Annotated in this window: 15 protein-coding genes; 6 read left to right on the top strand and 9 right to left on the bottom strand. The window is 64.2% G+C overall.

Features of this window, described 5'->3' with window-relative positions:
• The first annotated feature begins 116 nt into the window (after positions 1 to 116).
• Positions 117 to 614, top strand: a complete 498-nt coding sequence (locus tag FEZ63_RS19390) for a GNAT family N-acetyltransferase (protein ID WP_150947559.1) — start codon at positions 117 to 119, stop codon at positions 612 to 614.
• A gap of 6 nt (positions 615 to 620) precedes the next feature.
• On the opposite strand, the gene scpA is transcribed toward FEZ63_RS19390, so the two are convergent.
• The 3 genes from scpA to FEZ63_RS19375 form a co-directional block, all read right to left on the bottom strand.
• The gene (gene scpA / locus FEZ63_RS19385) at positions 621 to 2,783 is read right to left on the bottom strand and encodes a methylmalonyl-CoA mutase (RefSeq protein WP_150947557.1); all 2,163 of its coding nucleotides are present in this window, start codon (positions 2,781 to 2,783) and stop codon (positions 621 to 623) included.
• 105 nt (positions 2,784 to 2,888) lie between these two features.
• Positions 2,889 to 4,850, bottom strand: a complete 1,962-nt coding sequence (locus tag FEZ63_RS19380; protein WP_150947555.1) for a methylmalonyl-CoA mutase family protein — start codon at positions 4,848 to 4,850, stop codon at positions 2,889 to 2,891.
• Between the two features lie 160 nt (positions 4,851 to 5,010).
• Positions 5,011 to 5,391, bottom strand: coding sequence for a DUF2267 domain-containing protein (locus FEZ63_RS19375; protein WP_150947553.1), 381 nt, complete (start codon positions 5,389 to 5,391; stop codon positions 5,011 to 5,013).
• 129 nt (positions 5,392 to 5,520) lie between these two features.
• Between FEZ63_RS19375 and FEZ63_RS19370 the strand changes: the two genes are divergently transcribed.
• Complete coding sequence (locus tag FEZ63_RS19370; RefSeq protein WP_150947552.1) at positions 5,521 to 7,059, top strand: helicase HerA-like domain-containing protein; 1,539 nt, start codon at positions 5,521 to 5,523, stop codon at positions 7,057 to 7,059.
• Positions 7,060 to 7,083: 24 nt separating this feature from the next.
• Here FEZ63_RS19370 and FEZ63_RS19365 read toward each other — a convergent pair whose 3' ends face one another.
• Positions 7,084 to 7,542, bottom strand: a complete 459-nt coding sequence (locus FEZ63_RS19365; protein ID WP_150947550.1) for a hypothetical protein — start codon at positions 7,540 to 7,542, stop codon at positions 7,084 to 7,086.
• Positions 7,543 to 7,694: 152 nt separating this feature from the next.
• Between FEZ63_RS19365 and FEZ63_RS19360 the strand changes: the two genes are divergently transcribed.
• From FEZ63_RS19360 to FEZ63_RS19350, 3 genes are all read left to right on the top strand, one after another.
• Entirely contained in the window at positions 7,695 to 9,077 is a 1,383-nt protein-coding gene (locus tag FEZ63_RS19360) for a M20/M25/M40 family metallo-hydrolase (protein ID WP_150947548.1), read from the top strand.
• Positions 9,078 to 9,198: 121 nt separating this feature from the next.
• On the top strand, positions 9,199 to 10,074 hold the full coding sequence (locus FEZ63_RS19355; protein WP_150947546.1) for a branched-chain amino acid aminotransferase: 876 nt from the start codon (positions 9,199 to 9,201) through the stop codon (positions 10,072 to 10,074).
• A 211-nt stretch (positions 10,075 to 10,285) separates the two neighbouring features.
• The gene (locus tag FEZ63_RS19350; RefSeq protein ID WP_150947544.1) at positions 10,286 to 10,639 is read left to right on the top strand and encodes an endonuclease domain-containing protein; all 354 of its coding nucleotides are present in this window, start codon (positions 10,286 to 10,288) and stop codon (positions 10,637 to 10,639) included.
• 149 nt (positions 10,640 to 10,788) lie between these two features.
• On the opposite strand, the gene murJ is transcribed toward FEZ63_RS19350, so the two are convergent.
• Together murJ and FEZ63_RS19340 are read right to left on the bottom strand one after the other, a co-directional pair.
• Positions 10,789 to 12,315 (bottom strand): murein biosynthesis integral membrane protein MurJ, encoded by a 1,527-nt coding sequence (gene murJ, locus FEZ63_RS19345; protein WP_150947542.1) that lies wholly within the window; start codon positions 12,313 to 12,315, stop codon positions 10,789 to 10,791.
• A 3-nt stretch (positions 12,316 to 12,318) separates the two neighbouring features.
• On the bottom strand, positions 12,319 to 13,305 hold the full coding sequence (locus tag FEZ63_RS19340) for a glycosyltransferase family 2 protein (protein ID WP_150947540.1): 987 nt from the start codon (positions 13,303 to 13,305) through the stop codon (positions 12,319 to 12,321).
• A 151-nt stretch (positions 13,306 to 13,456) separates the two neighbouring features.
• Here FEZ63_RS19340 and FEZ63_RS19335 point away from each other — a divergent pair, with 151 nt between their 5' ends.
• Complete coding sequence (locus FEZ63_RS19335; protein ID WP_150947538.1) at positions 13,457 to 14,305, top strand: ChbG/HpnK family deacetylase; 849 nt, start codon at positions 13,457 to 13,459, stop codon at positions 14,303 to 14,305.
• A 7-nt stretch (positions 14,306 to 14,312) separates the two neighbouring features.
• Here the strand turns inward: FEZ63_RS19335 and FEZ63_RS19330 are convergent, their stop codons facing one another.
• The 3 genes from FEZ63_RS19330 to FEZ63_RS19320 all read right to left on the bottom strand — a co-directional run bounded on the left by FEZ63_RS19330 (position 14,313) and on the right by FEZ63_RS19320 (position 16,904).
• Entirely contained in the window at positions 14,313 to 15,062 is a 750-nt protein-coding gene (locus FEZ63_RS19330; RefSeq protein WP_150947536.1) for a 2OG-Fe(II) oxygenase, read from the bottom strand.
• On the bottom strand, positions 15,059 to 16,141 hold the full coding sequence (ada, locus tag FEZ63_RS19325; protein ID WP_150947534.1) for a bifunctional DNA-binding transcriptional regulator/O6-methylguanine-DNA methyltransferase Ada: 1,083 nt from the start codon (positions 16,139 to 16,141) through the stop codon (positions 15,059 to 15,061). Before ada ends, FEZ63_RS19330 begins: the two co-directional genes overlap by 4 nt.
• Before the next feature lie 163 nt (positions 16,142 to 16,304).
• A complete protein-coding gene (locus FEZ63_RS19320; RefSeq protein ID WP_150947533.1) occupies positions 16,305 to 16,904 on the bottom strand; it encodes a superoxide dismutase in 600 nt (199 codons plus the stop codon).
• Positions 16,905 to 16,993 lie beyond the last annotated feature (89 nt).

Raw genomic sequence — 16,993 nt, 5'->3', positions numbered from 1 at the left:
GATCAACAAGGTCGGCGGATCGTTGCTGATCGGCGCAGGCGTGGCGACGGTGGGGTTGCGGGCGGGGCAGGGGTAAGATCGCGCCAGGAGATTGCGTTCAGAGGCTTTTGACACCGATGGGACAAGCCGGAAATCCGAATCAGGTCGAAATCGACCTACGCGTCGAACCGCCCAACAGCGCGGACGCCCGCTGGTGCGTCGAGCAATATTTCGCAGAACTGGCCGGGCGCTTTGAGACCGGTTTTGACCCGAGCCGAAGCAATCCCGCTCGCGACCAGGAGCTTACGCCGCCGACGGGTTTCTTCGTTGTCGCCAGGCTTGATGGGGCCCCCGTCGGCTGCGGCGCCCTGAAACGCGTGGATGCAGCTACGGGCGAGATCAAGCGCATGTGGACCGCGCCGGTGGCGCGGGGCCACGGGATCGCGCGCAAAATCCTTCGGGTGCTGGAAACGACCGCGCGCGACGTGGGGCTTCGGAGGCTCCGTCTCGAAACCAACCGCACGCTCACGGAGGCTCAGGCACTCTATCGGAGCGAGGGATATCAGGAGGTGCCCCGCTTCAACGATGAGCCCTATGCCCATCATTGGTTCGAGAAGCGGCTTGATATCGACTGAGGTAGGTTACTCCGCCGCCTGCTTGGGCCCATAACCCAGCCGCTGGTTCAACTCCTCGATCAGCCCGATCGCCGCCTGCGCGATCACCGTTCCGGGCGGGAAGATCGCCGAGGCGCCGGCTTTGCGGAGCGCCTCGAAATCCTGCTGCGGAATGACGCCGCCGACGACGATCATGATGTCGTCGCGGCCGAATTTCGCGAGTTCGCTTTTCAGTTCCGGCACGAGGCTGAGATGGCCTGCGGCGAGCGACGAGACGCCGATGATGTGCACGTCATTCTCCACCGCCTGGCGGGCTGCCTCGCCGGGCGTGGCGAAAAGCGGCCCGATATCCACGTCGAAGCCAAGATCGGCGAAGGCGGAGGCGATGACTTTCTGGCCGCGGTCGTGGCCGTCCTGGCCCATCTTGGCCACGAGGATGCGCGGGCGGCGGCCGTCTTGATCGGCGAATTCCTCGACGAGCCGATGCACTTCGTCCAAGGCCGGCTGGTCCATGCCCATCTCCCGCTTGTAGACGCCCGAGATCGCCTTGATCGACGCCACGTGCCGGCCCCAGACTTTTTCGAGCGCGTCGGAAATTTCGCCCACCGTCGCTTTCGCGCGTGCGGCTTTCACCGCGAGGTCGAGCAGGTTGTCGTTGCCCGCCGCACCCTTCGACAAGGCCGCCAGCGCCGCATCGACGTCGCTCTGGTTGCGCTCCGCGCGTAGGCGACGCAGCTTCTCGATCTGCTGGTTGCGCACGGAGGCGTTATCGACCTGCCGGATATCGATCGACGCCTCGTCGCCGGACCTGAAGCAATTGACGCCAATGATCTTCTGATGGCCGGAATCGATGCGCGCCTGCGTGCGCGCGGCCGCTTCCTCGATGCGCAATTTCGGAATGCCGGCCTCGATCGCCTTCGCCATGCCCCCAAGGCTCTCGACCTCCTGAATATGCGCCCACGCCTTCTGGCTGAGTTCCTGCGTCAGCTTCTCCACGTAATAGGAACCGCCCCAAGGGTCGATGATCCGCGTGGTGCCGCTTTCCTGTTGCAGAAAGAGCTGCGTGTTGCGGGCGATGCGAGCGGAAAAGTCGGTCGGCAGCGCCAGCGCCTCGTCGAGCGCGTTGGTGTGCAGCGATTGCGTGTGCCCTTGCGTTGCCGCCATTGCCTCGATGCAGGTGCGGATGACATTGTTGAACACGTCCTGCGCCGCCAGCGACCAGCCCGAGGTTTGCGAATGGGTGCGCAGCGGCAGCGATTTCTCGCTCTTCGGATCGAATTCGCGCACCAGCTTCGCCCAGATCAGGCGCGCGGCGCGCATCTTGGCGACTTCCATGAAGAAGTTCATGCCGACCGCCCAGAAGAACGACAGGCGCGGCGCGAATTGATCGATGGTCAGGCCCGCGGCGAGGCCGGCGCGGATGTATTCGACGCCGTCCGCGAGCGTGTAGGCGAGTTCGAGATCCTGCGTCGCACCGGCTTCCTGCATGTGGTAGCCGGAAATCGAGATCGAGTTGAACTTCGGCATATGCTGCGACGTGTAGGCGAAGATATCCGAGATGATGCGCATCGACCCTTTGGGCGGGTAGATGTAGGTGTTGCGCACCATGAATTCCTTCAGGATGTCGTTCTGGATCGTGCCCGATAATTTCTCATGCGGCACGCCCTGTTCCTCCGCCGCCACGATGTAGAGCGCGAGGATCGGCAGCACCGCGCCGTTCATGGTCATCGACACGCTCATCCGGTCGAGCGGAATGCCGGAAAACAGCGTGCGCATGTCATAGATCGAGTCGATGGCGACCCCCGCCATGCCCACATCGCCGGACACACGCGGATGATCGCTGTCGTAGCCGCGATGGGTGGCAAGATCGAACGCGACGGACAGGCCCTTCTGCCCGGCCGCGAGATTGCGGCGATAGAAGGCGTTGGAATCCTCGGCCGTCGAAAACCCCGCATACTGGCGCACGGTCCAGGGCTGGTTTACGTACATGGTGGGGTAGGGCCCGCGCAGATAGGGCGCGATGCCGGGATAGGTATCGAGGAAGTCGATGCCGGCGCGATCCTGCGGCCCATAGACAGGTTTCACCGGGATGCCCTCGGGCGTCAGCCAGGGGGACGCGACATCGGCCGCAGCCGTCGGCATCGGAACATCCGCAAAGGCAACGGCTGAGAAATCCGGAATGCGGCTCATAGGCTTTTTGTCACGCTTTCGACGATTGCACGAAGATCGGCCTGCATTTTAAGGCCCTCACAATGGGGAAGCTATCCTTAAAACACGGCGCCCCTCGACCACCGGCTAAGCTCGGCCAAAAGCCTCGCGCAGCACCAAAATCGCGTCGCAGCCGGCGTAGATGAAGCCCGTGGCGCCGGCATCCGTCAGGCCTGTCTCGAATCCCGCCGGTCGCCCGGCTACGTAAATGGGCGCGCCGCTGTCCCGCCGCAAAGCCGCGATCGCGGCAACGCCCTCGGTTCGATAAATCTCGTCGGAGGAGCAAAGGCAGATCAGAGCGGCGCCGCTGGCCCGGTAGGCAGGCAGCATGTCGCCGGAAGCCGCCATGACGGCCTCGATGCCGCCCGCCTCGAAAAAGTTCTTCGCGAAGCCTGCCCGCGCGGTGAAGGCGGCGGCATTGCCAAGCGTTGCCAGAAACACCTTCGGACGCGCTCCGGTCCGCGCCAGGACGGCGTCGGATGCATCGCGCAGGCGCTCGAACGGCTCGGCTGCCCGGAGCGACGGAAGCGGCGCGATCGCCACAGGAGCAGGACCGATCGCCGAATGGGCAAGCTCGGACAATCCGGCGCCCTTTGCTGCCCTGTCCACGAGGGACGAGAAGGTCGAAGGTGCAACAGGACGCGACGATGCCGCGGCGGAACCGGTCTCGTCGGTGCGGGTCGGCTCGTTCCACAGGGGCGACGGCATCAGGACCGAGACATCGCCTTCGTGGAGGTTGGGAAATTCGCTCGTGCCGGTGATCGGCTCCTTCCGCGTGGCGATGGCTTTCTCCCGCTGCGCCTGGGTCCCGGCGATATCCCGCTGCACGGTGCCGCGCTTCAGGCTCTCGACGATGCCGCCATCGCGCTCGATTGCCTGAAACAGCGCCCAGGCGTTGTCGCACAGGGCCTCCGTCAGGGCCTCGAAACCGCCTGCGCCGGAGGCGGGATCCGCGACGCGGGCGAGGTTGGCCTCCTCCAGCAGGATCAGATGCGTATTGCGCGCGATCCGGCGGGCAAAGGCATCCGGCAAGCCAAGCGCGGTGGTGAAGGGCAGGATGGTGATGGCATCGGCCCCGCCAAGCCCGGCCGAGAAGGTCGCAACCGTGGTCCGCAAGAGATTGACCCACGGATCGCGCCGGGTCGTCATGCGCCATGCGGTCTCCGCATGGAGACGGATGGGCCGCGGGTCGAGGCCGGAGGCCTGCTCCACCCGCGCCCAAAGGCGGCGCAAAGCCCTGAACTTCGCCACGGTGAGAAACTCGTCCGCATCCGCCACGAGCAGGAAAGCGAGGGCATTCCCTGCCGCGTCGAGCGAAATCCCACCCGCTTCGAGCGCCCGCAGATAAGCGATTCCGGTCGCGAGCACAGCCGCCAGTTCTTGCGCCTCGCTGGCGCCGGCTTCGTGATAGGGCCGGCCATCGCTCAGGAAGATGCGGCCGGCAAATCCACGCTCCGACAGGCCCGCCTGCGTCTCGAACATCCGCCCCGCCACCTCGTCCCACGAGGCCGAGAGCTTGCCCATGGCGGCCATGGCGCCAAGAGGATCGAGCCCCAGATCGACCGAGAGACCGGAAAGGGCGTGGCCGCGGCGATCGGCCAGGGCAACGAGGAGGGCGGCGATCTGACGCCCGTGCCCGCCCGCATCGAGGCGAAGATGGACGAGGTCGAGCATCACGTCGGCAAGGGCGCGATCGAGGTCATCGAGCGTCGCAATGGCAACACCGAAGCCGCGGGAAGCCGGCGCCTTGCGGACGACCAGCGTCAGCGCATCGGCGCCGCCCGAGAGATCGGCCAGTGCGAGTTCGTTCGCGGTCGCGGGGTCCGGATGATCCACGCGCTGGGAAACGCGCCATGCACCCGGCTCGTTGCGGACGATCGGATCTCCCGCTTCCGCTTTCGCGTAGAGCGGCTGGATCTCGATGCCGTCATGGGTTCGCGCGACCAGCTTCCGGTTGAAATCCGCCCCCTTCAGGACGCCCTCGACGCGCTTGCGCCATTCCGCTTCCGTGGCCGGCGGGAAGTCGTTGGTGAGGGCGGGGTCTGTCATGGCGGCTCTGTGCGAATGGCGAGTGGCGAGTGGCGAATGGTGAGTGGTGAGTAGTGAGTGGTGAGTGGCGAGTGGCGAGTGGCGAGTGGTGAGAGTAGCAGTTGTCGCGGCGATGGCCCCTTCCATTCGCCATTCGCCACTCACCATTCGCCTCTTCGCCTCAAACGAATTGCGACAATCCAGGGATCGCCCCGACGATGGGCCCGATCACGTCCTCGCCGGCCTTTTCACGGCCGTAGGCCAGAAGCTCGTGGCCGAGGGGCTGCATCTGGCCCATGGAGACCCCCGCGCCCATCAATCGGGTGCCGAGCGCCATGACCCCGCCGCCCATCGATCCCACCATGCCCATAATGCCGCCACCACCGCCGGATCCTGCCTTCGCGATGGCATCCTCGGCGCCCGGAAGAGCCGCGATGAGCTGGTTGACCTCGGCCGCGGGGCCATCCTTCTGGAGAAAGGCCAGAATGATGCCGATCGCCGTCTCGGCGGTCGCAGCGTCGAGGCCGGTCTTTTGCGTCACCCGTGCGATGAGCTCTTCCACGTGATTCTCCTTCAGGTTTTCCAGGTTGAGACGATAGTTCGCTGTGCGAGCCCGTTAAATCAAGTGAGCCGGGCAGTAGAATCGGACGGGGCCTTTCCTTAAAGTCGAGTCCGGTACCGGAGATAAACGATGCTCGAAGACGGCAAGATCCTTATCGGCAAAAGCACCAAACCCGAATATCTCGATCTGACGCTCGCCAACCGGCACGGCCTCATCACGGGCGCGACCGGCACCGGCAAGACGGTATCCCTGCAGGTCTTGGCCGAGGGCTTCTCCAATGCCGGCGTCCCCGTCTTTGCCGCCGACATCAAGGGCGATCTCTCCGGTGTGGCCGCGCCCGGCAACAGCAAGGACGCGTTCGTGAAGCGCGCCAAGGATATCGGCGTCGATTACGTGTCGGACCGTTTTCCGGTCGTGTTCTGGGACCTGTTCGGCGAGCAGGGTCACCGGGTGCGCGCCACGGTGTCCGAAATGGGGCCGCTGCTCCTGTCGCGCCTGCTCGATCTCAACGACACGCAGGAAGGCGTTCTCAACATCGCCTTTCGCATCGCCGACGAACAGGGTCTCCTGCTCATGGATCTCAAGGATTTGCGGGCGCTGCTGCAACTCGTCGCGGAAAATGCGCAAACGCTCACCACGACCTACGGCAATGTCTCCAAGGCGACGATCGGCACCATTCAACGACAGCTGCTGGTGCTTGAAAACCAGCAGGGCGAGGAATTCCTCGGCGAACCGGCGCTCGACATCAAGGACCTGATGCGCAAGGACCGGGATGGTCGCGGCGTCATCAACATTCTGGCCGCCGACAAGCTCATGAACAATCCGCGTCTCTACGCGACGTTCCTGCTCTGGCTCATGTCGGAATTGTTCGAGGAACTGCCCGAAGTCGGCGATCTCGATCAGCCGAAACTCGTGTTCTTCTTCGACGAAGCGCATCTTCTTTTCAGCGACGCGCCGAAGGTTCTGGTCGAGACGGTCGAGCGCGTCGTGCGCCTCATCCGCTCGAAAGGCGTTGGCGTCTATTTCATCACGCAGAACCCGGTCGACGTGCCGGAATCGGTGCTGGCGCAGCTCGGCAATCGCGTGCAGCACGCGCTTCGCGCCTACACGCCGCGGGAGCAGAAAGCGGTGCGCGTGGCGGCGCAGACCTTCCGCCAGAACCCGGCCTTCGACACCGAGAAAGCCATCACCGAACTTGGCGTCGGCGAGGCTTTGGTGTCGACGCTCGAGGGCAAGGGCTCGCCCTCGATGGTGGAGCGCACGCTGATCGCGCCGCCGATGGCGCAGGTCGGGCCGATCAGCGATGCGGAGCGTCAGGCCATCATCGCCGCGAGCGTGCTCCGGGGCAAATACGAACAGACGATCGATTCGGATTCGGCTTACGAAATGCTGGCGAAGCGCGCCGAAAAAGCCGCCACCGACGCACAGGCGGCGGAGGGCGGCGGTAGCATTCTGGACATGCTCGGCGGCCTGTTCGGCACCGCCGGCGCGCGCAAGGGCTCGATGACGGTGACCCAGCGCGTGACGCGCGAGGTCACCCGCACCGTCGTCAACCAGACGGTCGGATCGCTGGCGGCGCAGATCGGCAAATCGCTCGGCGGCCGTCAGGGCAGCTCCATCGGCCGCGCCATCGTGCGCGGAACCCTTGGTGGGCTGCTGCGACGGTAGACGTCCGCGGGCGATCTTTCCCGCTCAGTAGGGCGAGCCGACGATCACCCGCCCGTAGCCCGGCCGATAGAAGGTCCGATAGCCGCCTCGAATCTCATGAGGTGCAGCGTACGGGTCGGCCGGGTAAACCACGCCCCCACCGTAATACGGGGCAGGGCTGTAGCCATAATACGGCCTGGCAACAGGAGCCGGATAGTAATAGCCACCATAGGATGGCTGGTACCCATACCCGTATGGATAACCATAGCCATACGGATAGGAATAGGCCGGCGTGGCGGCGGCTGCCGCAAGCCCGCCGAGCACGAGCCCGCCGACAAGGCCTGCGGCTACGGCGCCGCCGTTCCACCTTGAGCCGCGGTAGACGTAGGGGCTTCCCCAGCGAGCGCCATAGTAGCCGTAGCGCTGGCGGACCTGAGCATCAGCGGATTCAACACTGCCAAGGACGACGAGGGCAGCACCGGCACAGAGCGCGAGCTTTCTCATTTCGACCTCCAAAACCAGCAGCCAACATGCTGCAGCGCCTACAATATCTCACTCCCCGAGAAGGCTCACAAATGGTTTTCGACGGGGAGGCTTGCGGCTGCGGCCATCCTGGGGCTACCTGTTCGCCCGCGAACTCATCAGGCTCCCGCATCATGTCCCAGCTCGACCAAGTCCTCGCCAAGATCGATGCCGATCTCGACACCTCCCTCGATCGGCTTTTCCACTGGCTGAAGATTCCCTCGATCTCGACCGATCCGGCCTACAAGGACGATTGCCGAAAGGCGGGGCAGTGGCTGGTCGATGAGCTGAAGGGTTTTGGCATCGACGCGACCTTACGCGAGACCGGCGGCCATCCTGCGGTGGTCGGGCATGTGAAGGGCGAAGCAAAGCCGCATGTGCTGTTCTACGGCCATTATGACGTGCAGCCCGTCGACCCGCTCGATCAATGGCAGACGCCGCCATTCGAGCCGAAGATGGCGACGCTGCCGGATGGCCGAAAGGTCATTTCCGCGCGCGGCGCCTCGGACGACAAGGGCCAGGTGCTGACCTTCGTCGAAGCCTGCCGGGCCTGGAAGGCCGTGACCGGCTCGCTGCCCATCAACATCACATTCCTGATCGAGGGCGCCGAGGAAGACGGGTCGAAATTCCTGCCCGAATTCGTCGAGGCCAACAAGCAGGAGTTGAAGGCCGATGTGGCCCTCGTCTGCGATACCGGCATGTGGGATCAGAACACCCCCGCCATCACTTCATCGCTGCGCGGCATGGTGTATGAGGAGGTGATCGTGCGCTGTGCCGATCGCGACTTGCATTCCGGCTCGTTCGGGGGTGCGGCCCGCAATCCGATCCACGTCCTGTCGAAGATCATCGCGGCGGTTCACGACGAGAACGGCCGGATCACCATCAAGGACTTCTACGACGGCGTGCCTGAAACGCCCACGCAGGTATTGGAACAGTGGAAGAAGCTGAACCTCACCGAAGAGGAATTTCTGGGCCAGATCGGCCTCAGGCATTCGGCCGGCGAAAAAGGCCGCATGCTGATCGAGCAGATCCAGTCGCGGCCGACCTGCGACGTCAACGGGATCATCGGCGGCTATACGGGCGAGGGCACCAAGACGGTGATTGCGGCCGAGGCACGCTGCAAGATCTCGTTCCGCCTCGTCGGCGATCAGGATCCGGCTGCGATCTCGAAGAATTTTCAGGCCTTCGTCGAAGAGCGCATCCCATCCGATTGCTCGGTGGAGTTCATTCGGCACAAGGGTTCGCGCGCGCAGATGCTGCCGCACGACTTTCCGGCGCTGACCGCCGCCAAGGGTGCGTTGCGCGACGAGTGGCAGGCGGATCCGATCGTCATCGGCATGGGCGGCTCGATCCCGATCGGCGGGGATTTCAAGCGCATTCTCGGCCTCGACACCCTGTTCGTCGGTTTCGGCCTGGATGACGACCGCATCCACTCGCCCAACGAAAAATACGACCTCAAGAGCTTCCACAAGGGCACCCGCTCCTGGGCGCGCATTCTGGCAACTCTTGCAAAGTAACCCGATCGATCAGCGTTGCGCGTGCGACCGATCACAAGACTTCATGAACCGGCGCGTCTCGCGCAATTGACGCGCTCGCCGACAGGGCCTTCGATACGGCCGTCATTATCGACCGACAGGGATGAAACAAGTGGCTTGGCATTCGCAGACGTGGAACTGGTTCAATGGCGCCTGGCATGAGGGCAACCCGCCGCTCATCGGGCCGCGCTCGCATGTGTCCTGGCTCGGTTCCTCCGTCTTCGACGGCGCGCGGTTCTTCGAAGGCGTCATGCCGGATATCGACCGGCACGCCGAGCGGGTGAATCGCTCCGCCAGGGTCATCGGGCTCGAGCCGACCATGGATCCTAAGCGCATCGTCGAACTCGTGCGGGAGGGCGTGAAGAAATTCGCACCCGATACGGCGCTTTACCTGAAGCCGATGTATTGGGGCGAGGCCGAGGGCCTTGCGACCATCGTGCCCGATCCGGATTCGACACAGTTCTGCCTGTCGCTCTTCGAGGCGCCCATGCCGGTGCCAGGCGGCCTGTCGGTGATGAAATCGAGCTTCCGGCGGCCGACGCTGGAATCCATGCCGACCGATTCCAAGGCCGGCTGCCTCTATCCGAACAACGCCCGCGTCATCCGCGAGGCGAAGGAGAAGGGATTCGATAATGCACTCGTTTGCGATGCGCTTGGCAATGTCGCCGAAACCGGAACGTCGAACGTCTTCATGGCGAAAGACGGTGTCGTTCATACGCCTTATGCAAATGGCAGCTTCCTGAACGGGATCACCCGCCAGCGCGTGATCCAGCTTCTGCGCGACGACAACATCGAGGTTGTCGAGTCGACCTTGCGCTACGAGGATTTCGCGGGGGCGGACGAGATCTTCATCTCGGGCAATTATTCGAAGGTCATGCCGATCCTGCGCATCGACGACCGCAACCTGCAGCCGGGCCGCTTCTATCGCCGGGCGCGCGAATTGTACTGGGCGTTCGCGCACGACAAGAGCGCCGCATGATCCGTTAGCGAAGCGAGCCGGAGGGCGCCCCCTCACCCTCGCTTCGCTCGACCTCTCCCCGGCGGGGAGAGGTGGGCGGTTCCCGCGCCATTGTGCGGATCGGAGCGTTATGTGTCGATCCGGGCGGATCGGGACGTTATTGCAATAAAGTATCACTTCTCTTAACCTCTCCCCAGTGGGGAGAGGTCGCGCCGTAGGCGCGGGTGAGGGAATGCGGCGGTTCGTGCAGCGCGCAAGACAGCTTCGCAAGCAGCAAACGGACGCCGAGGCCGTTCTTTGGCGCGCGGTGCGGAACCGGAGCCTCGCCCGCTGGAAGTTTCGTCGTCAGCATGTCGTCGACCGGTTCATTGTCGATTTCATCTGCCTGGATGCTCGGTTGATTGTTGAAGTCGATGGCGCGACTCATTCGATGGATTCCGAGTTGGCTTACGATGCCGAGAGGACGCATATCCTCGAATCCTGTGGCTTCCATGTTCTGCGGATCACGAATGCAGAAATCTTGGCCAATATCGATGACGTCATGGAGACCATCCTGGCTGAGCTGGAACATCGCGCTTTTCTGTGATGCGCCAACCCCTCACCCTCGCTTCGCTCGACCTCTCCCCGGAGAGGTGGGCGGTTCCCGCGCCATTTGTGCGCCTCCTCTCACCTCTCCCCTGTGGGGAGAGGTCGCGCCGCAGGCGCGGGTGAGGGGAGCGCGTCGGTTCGCACGAACTAGCGCCGCGCGAGTTTCACCCCGGCGAGCTTCAGCCCCGTGAGCAGACTCGCGCCATAGACGATGGAGCCGCCGGCTCCCACGATGACGAGCAGAATTTCGCTGCGCCACCGCGGCAACGCCGCGGCAAAAGCGGAAAGCGGCGCTGGCGCGAACCAGGCGAAAAGCGCCAGCAAGATCGTTGCCCCGGCGATGGCTGCGAGGATGCGTCCGAGCTGCGCGCTCGGCGCCATCCAGTTACGCCGCGTTGCCAGAATGACGAGCAGCGCCAGATTGATCCAGATCCCCGCCGCGGTGCCCAGCGCGAGGCCGACGACGCCATAGGTGTCCATCAGCGTGATCTTGATGACGACATTCACCGCCACGGCTGCCAGCGATGCGATGAGCGGTGTCAGGGTATCGGAGCGCGCATAGAAACTTGCCACCGCCGAACGGATCAGCACCGCGGCCGGAAGGCCGATGGCGTAGGCTGCGAGCACCGCGCCTGAGCGGGCGGCCGCTGTCGCATCGAACGCGCCGCGCTGGAACAGGGCCGACATGATGAGTTCCGGCAGGGTGATGAAGGCGACGACGAAGGGCGCGGCGAGCGCCAGGGTCAGGCCGATGGCGCGGTTCTGCGAACGATGTGCCGCGTCGGGATCCCCCGCCGCAATGCGCCGGCTCATCTCCGGCAGCAGCACCGTGCCGGCCGCGATGCCGATGACGCCGAGCGGAAGCTGATAGATGCGATCTGCGTAATAGAGTGCCGACACGGCACCGGTCGGGAGGAAGGACGCGATGATGGTATCGGCGAACAATGCGAGCTGCACGCCGGCTGAGCCGATCACCGCAGGCCCGAGCGTTTTGAAGAAGCGTCGCATGGCGGGATCGAGGCGAGGTTTCTCGATCTCCGGCACTGCCTTCAAGCGCTTCGCCGCGAGCCAGACCAGCAGCAATTCGAGGATGCCCGCGAGAGCAACGCCCCAGGCCGCCGCGTGTCCGGCGGTCGGAAACAGGAACGCCAGCGTCAGCGCGGCGATGAGCGACACGTTGAGCAGGACGGGAGCCGCCGCCGCCGCCGCGAACCGATCATGGGCATTGAGGATGGCGGAGAGGATCGTCACCAGCGTGATGAATAGGAGATACGGGAAGGTGATCCGCGTGAGCGTCACCGCCAGGTCGAATTTGGCCGGGTCGGCCGGGAAGCCCGGCGCCAGCAGCGTGACGACAACCGGCATCGCCACGAGGGCGATGGCCAGCAGCCCGATCTGCACGATGAGCATCAGCGTCGTGACGCGGCTGGCAAACGAGCGCGCACGCGTCTCACCGTCCGTCTCCAGCACTTGCGCGTAGGTCGGCAGGAAGGCGCTGTTGAAAGCGCCCTCGCTGAAAATGGCGCGGAAATGGTTGGGAATTCGGAAGGCGACGAGGAAGGCGTCGGCGATCGGCCCGGCGCCCATCACGGCGGCCAGGATGACGTCGCGGATGAAGCCGGTGAGGCGGGAGACGAGCGTCCATCCGCCCACCGAGACGAATTTTTTGAGCATCGATCAGGCCCGGCGTAACCGAGGATCGTCCTGGACCAGCGAGGTGCTGACTTCGGCAGCGGTGCCGACCCGTTCGGCCACCACGTAGAGCGGTCGGCGCTTCACCTCGGCAAAGATGCGGCCGACATATTCGCCGATGATGCCGAGCGACAGCAATTGGACGCCGGAAAAGAAAGTCAGCGAAACGATCAGGCTTGGAAAGCCCGGCAGATCGGTGCCGAACAGCAGCGTGCTGACGAGAAAGTAGGTTGCGGTGGCGATCGAGCAGATCGAGATCAGCGTCCCGAGATAGGTCCACACCCGCAGCGGGACGGTGGAAAACGACGCGATGCCGTCAAAGGCGAAACGGAAGAGCTTGCGGAAGCTCCACTGGGTAGTGCCGTGAAGCCGGTCCTCGACCACGAACGGGACGCCGGTACTCTTGAAGCCGATCCAGGCATAAAGCCCCTTCGAGAAGCGGGCCTTTTCGCCCAAAGTCCGCAGAACCTCGACGCCCTTGCGGTCGATGAGCCGGAAATCGCCGGCGCCTTCGGGCAGGCTGATTTCGCCGAAGCGGGAGAACAGGCGATAGAACAGGTGGGCGAAACCGCGCTTGACCCGCGTTTCGTCGGACCGGTCGGTGCGTTGGCCATAGACCATCAGATAGCCTTCGCGCCATTTCGCCACGAAAGCCTCGATCATCTCCGGCGGGTGCTGAAGATCCGCATCCATGATGACCACCGCGTCACCCCTGACATGATCGAGACCGGCGGCGATGGCGACCTCCTTGCCGAAATTGCGGCTGAAGGAGACAGCCCCGATGCGAGGCTCGCGCAGGCTTTGCACCTTGATGAGCGCGAGGGTGTCGTCCGGACTGCCGTCGTCGACGAAAATAATCTCCCATACCGGGGTGAGGCGGTTGAGCACCGGTAAAAGCCGTGCGCAGAGCGGCGCGATATTGGCGCTCTCGTTATGGACCGGAATGATGACGCTGAGTTCAGGCGACGCCAAGCGATTTTCCTCTCGATGGTGGGCGCATTGAGAGCCGAGTTTCCTTTTGGGCTCAAGAGGCTTAGAGCAATTTTCCGGCCATGTGGCTATTGGTCATGACGAAGTCCGAATCCCGGCTAGGCTGGGTTGAGGGCGTTTTTTGGGGAAATTCATGGCCGCGACGCGCAAAGTCGTGCTCTGCGCCGACGATTTCGGCCTCACCGACGGCGTCAGCCGGGGCATCCTCGAACTGGCCGAGAGCGGCCGGATCTCGGCGACGGGCGCGATGACGAACATGCCCGGCTGGCGGCGATCGGCGCAGGCTCTCAAGCCGCTGATCGGCCGCATCGGGATCGGGCTGCACCTGAACCTGACGGTCGGCTCGCCCGTCGGACCGATGCCGATCCTGGCGCCGGATGGCCGGTTTCCGCCTCTGAAAAATCTGTTGGTGAAGTCCCTGACCGGGCGCCTCTCGCTCAGCGAGGTGAGGGCCGAGATCGCCCGGCAATTCATAGCCTTCGAGATCGTCCACGGTGAAATTCCCACCTTTGTCGATGGCCACCAGCATGTCCATGTGCTGCCGGTCGTCCGGCTGGCGCTTCTGGCCGTGTTGACCGAGCGCGGGTACCAGGGCCGGCTCTGGCTGCGCGATCCGTCGGAGCCGGTCCGCCCCGTGCTGCGCAGATCAGTCGGGCGCGGAAAGGCGCTTCTCGTCGGCGCCCTTGCGTCCGGTTTCCGAGCCCGCGCCCGGGCCGCCGGGTTTCCGACAAATGACGGCTTCTCGGGCTATGCGCCGTTCGACCTCTCGGTGCCGCCGGAGCGGATTTTCAGCGACGCCTTCACGGCGCTCGGGCCGCGACCGCTCGTCATGTGCCATCCCGGTTACGTCGACGACGAGTTGCGCGGTCTCGATCCGGCCGTGGAAAGCAGGCCCGCCGAACTGGCGTTCTTGAGGTCCGAGGCTTTCGACCGGTTGCTTCAGGAGCGGGCGATCACGCTCACAAAAGGCGTGACGCCGTAGGGATCCCTTACGTTGCGTCGTGGAAAATGATGCCGACGGTGTGGCGGCGCCCCGAACGCAGCCGGCTGACGCCGTGCCGCAGGTTGACCCGATAGGTGCCACGGGTCCCGTTCACCGGGCGATGATGAACCGCGAAAGCGACCGCATCGCCCTGACGCAGCGGCACCACCTCCGGGCGGGACTGCATGCGCGGACGCTGCTCCGTGAGCACGAATTCGCCGCCGGTGAAATCCTTCCCCGGCTCGGAGAGCAGGATGGCGACCTGGAGCGGGAAGGCCAGTTCCCCGTAGAGATCCTGATGCAGGCAATTGTAGTCGCCGGGACCGTATTGCAGCAGGAGCGGCGTCGGGCGGAGCTGGCCGGCTTCATGGCACAGGGCGAGAAAATCCGCGTGTTCCGCCGGATAGCGCACGGCGATACCCATGCGCTCGTTCCACTCATTGGCAACGGGGGCAAGGCGCGCATAGAGCGCCGAGCGCAAACCGCCGATGAGCGGGGGCAGCGGGTAGTTGAAATATTTGTACTCGCCACGGCCGAAGCCGTGGCGGCTCATGACGATGCGGCTGCGGAAATGGTCGTCATCCGCATAGAGCGCCGAGATCGCCGCGCATTCCTGCGGCGAGAGCAATTGCTTCAGGACCGTGGAGCCCTGCTCGCCGAGCCCCGCAACGACGCCCTGCCAATCGATGCGGGCTACGCGGTCGGCGGCGGAATCTGCCACCGAGGCGGCCGCGTGATGGTTCAATTGCGCGGTCATGCGGCATTCTCCCGATCGAGGAGCGCCCGTTTCCGTTCGACGCCCCAGCGATAGCCCGAGAGAGCGCCATCGCTCCTGACGACCCGGTGGCACGGGATCGCCACCGCCAGCGCGTTGGCGGCGCAGGCTTGGGCGACGCCCCTGACGGCTTTCGGCGAACCGATCCGCCGGGCGATATCGGCGTAGCTGGCGGTCTTGCCGGCCGGGATCTCACGAAGCGCCAGCCACACCCGCTGCTGGAAGGCGGTGCCACGCAGATCGAGGGGAAGTTCGAGGCCGATGGCGGGCGCCTCCACGAAGCCCACCACACGGGCGACCAGTTGCTCGAATTCGGCGTCTCCGCCGATCAGGTTGGCGCGGGGGAAGCGATCCTGAAGATTGCGCACCAGGACGTCCGGATCGTCGCCCATCAAAATCGCGCAGATCCCCTTGGCGCTCGTCGCCACCAGGATCGAGCCCAGCGAGCATTCGCCAACGGCGAAGCGGATGTCGTTATTCGCCCCGCCAGCGCGAAAATCGCTCGGTGTCATGCCCAGCATGTGGTCGGATTTCTCATAGAACCGGCTGTTCGAGTTAAAACCCGAATCATAGATCGCCTCGGTCACCGAGGCGCTGCGCGAAAGCTGATCCCGGACCCGGCTCGCCCGATGCGCCATGGCGTATTCCTTCGGCGTCACGCCGGTGACGGCCTTGAACACCCGGTGGAAATGGAACGTGCTGAGGCCCGCAGCCTCGGCCAGCTCGGCCAGAGAGGGGGCTTCCTCGGCGGTCTCGATCGTCCGGCAAGCCTCGGCGATCGTCGCGGCATATTGCTCGTCCCGTGAGGATTGGTCGGGCTTGCAACGCTTGCAGGGCCGAAATCCCGCCGCCTCCGCCTCCGCCGCGGTCGCGTGGAAGCCGACATTCTTCGGGTTGGCGAGACGCGAGGCGCAGGACGGACGGCAATAAACACCGGTCGTCCTGACCGAATAGAAGAATTCACCGTCGGCCGACCGATCCCGCGCGGCGACGCGAGCCCAACGGGGATCGAGTTCGGTGGGAAGTTCCATCTTCAGGTCCATTTCGACGAGAGCACTCATGGCTCGCTCCTTACCAATACCTCATGTCGTGAACCCAATCTGCCATTCCCAGCCCGGCGCCTCACTCCGGCTCTTGCTTTCGAATCCAAAAAGCCGCCGGGCGTGTGCGATAAAAACAAAACGGGCCCCGAAAAGGGGCCCGCTCTAGGTCGGCTCGGTCGGTTTAGCGCGACGCGCTGGCATACATCTCCGCGACGTAGTCCCAGTTCACGAGATCGTCGAGGAAGGCCTTGAGGTAATCGGGGCGACGGTTGCGATAATCGATGTAGTAGGAATGCTCCCACACGTCGCAGCCGAGGATCGGCTGGGCGCCGTGAACCAGCGGGTTCTCGCCGTTCGGGGTCTTCATGATGGTGATCTTGCCGTCCTTGACCGCAAGCCAAGCCCAGCCCGAGCCGAACTGGCCGACGCCGGCCTGGACGAAATCCTCTTTCATCTTCTCGACCGAGCCGAGATCCTCGATGATCTTCTTCTCGAGCGCGCCCGGCAATGCGCCGCCGCCATTCGGCTTCATCCACTTCCAGAAATGCAGATGGTTATAATGTTGGCCCGCGTTGTTGAAGAGCGGCTGGTTCTTGCCGTAGGTGCCCTTGACGACTTCCTCGACGCTCTTGCCCTCGAACTCGGTCCCCTTCATCAGGTTGTTGCCGGTATTCACATAAGCGGCGTGGTGCTTGTCGTGATGGTATTCCAGCGTTTCCTTCGACATGTAGGGCTGCAAAGCGTCATAGGCGTAAGGCAGTTCGGGAAGAGTGAACGACATCGACGTCTCCTTTGGAATTGAGCGACCTTTAGGCCGGAGCGCTTCGACCGGGCGACATCACCCGGCCGACAAGAATTCGCTCAAAATCA

Origin of the sequence: Microvirga brassicacearum (assembly GCF_008757455.1) — a bacterium.
In the GTDB taxonomy this organism is placed as follows: Bacteria; Pseudomonadota; Alphaproteobacteria; order Rhizobiales; family Beijerinckiaceae; genus Microvirga; species Microvirga brassicacearum.
This window is presented reverse-complemented; position numbering and strand designations above follow the sequence as displayed.

Coding starts and splice junctions, on each gene's coding strand:
- FEZ63_RS19390 (WP_150947559.1), top strand. CDS start 117: ATGGGACAAGCCGGAAATCCGAATCAGGTCGAAATCGACCTACGCGTC.
- scpA (WP_150947557.1), bottom strand. CDS start 2,783: ATGAGCCGCATTCCGGATTTCTCAGCCGTTGCCTTTGCGGATGTTCCG.
- FEZ63_RS19380 (WP_150947555.1), bottom strand. CDS start 4,850: ATGACAGACCCCGCCCTCACCAACGACTTCCCGCCGGCCACGGAAGCG.
- FEZ63_RS19370 (WP_150947552.1), top strand. CDS start 5,521: ATGCTCGAAGACGGCAAGATCCTTATCGGCAAAAGCACCAAACCCGAA.
- FEZ63_RS19365 (WP_150947550.1), bottom strand. CDS start 7,542: ATGAGAAAGCTCGCGCTCTGTGCCGGTGCTGCCCTCGTCGTCCTTGGC.
- FEZ63_RS19360 (WP_150947548.1), top strand. CDS start 7,695: ATGTCCCAGCTCGACCAAGTCCTCGCCAAGATCGATGCCGATCTCGAC.
- FEZ63_RS19355 (WP_150947546.1), top strand. CDS start 9,199: ATGAAACAAGTGGCTTGGCATTCGCAGACGTGGAACTGGTTCAATGGC.
- FEZ63_RS19350 (WP_150947544.1), top strand. CDS start 10,286: ATGCGGCGGTTCGTGCAGCGCGCAAGACAGCTTCGCAAGCAGCAAACG.
- murJ (WP_150947542.1), bottom strand. CDS start 12,315: ATGCTCAAAAAATTCGTCTCGGTGGGCGGATGGACGCTCGTCTCCCGC.
- FEZ63_RS19335 (WP_150947538.1), top strand. CDS start 13,457: ATGGCCGCGACGCGCAAAGTCGTGCTCTGCGCCGACGATTTCGGCCTC.
- FEZ63_RS19330 (WP_150947536.1), bottom strand. CDS start 15,062: ATGACCGCGCAATTGAACCATCACGCGGCCGCCTCGGTGGCAGATTCC.
- ada (WP_150947534.1), bottom strand. CDS start 16,141: ATGAGTGCTCTCGTCGAAATGGACCTGAAGATGGAACTTCCCACCGAA.
- FEZ63_RS19320 (WP_150947533.1), bottom strand. CDS start 16,904: ATGTCGTTCACTCTTCCCGAACTGCCTTACGCCTATGACGCTTTGCAG.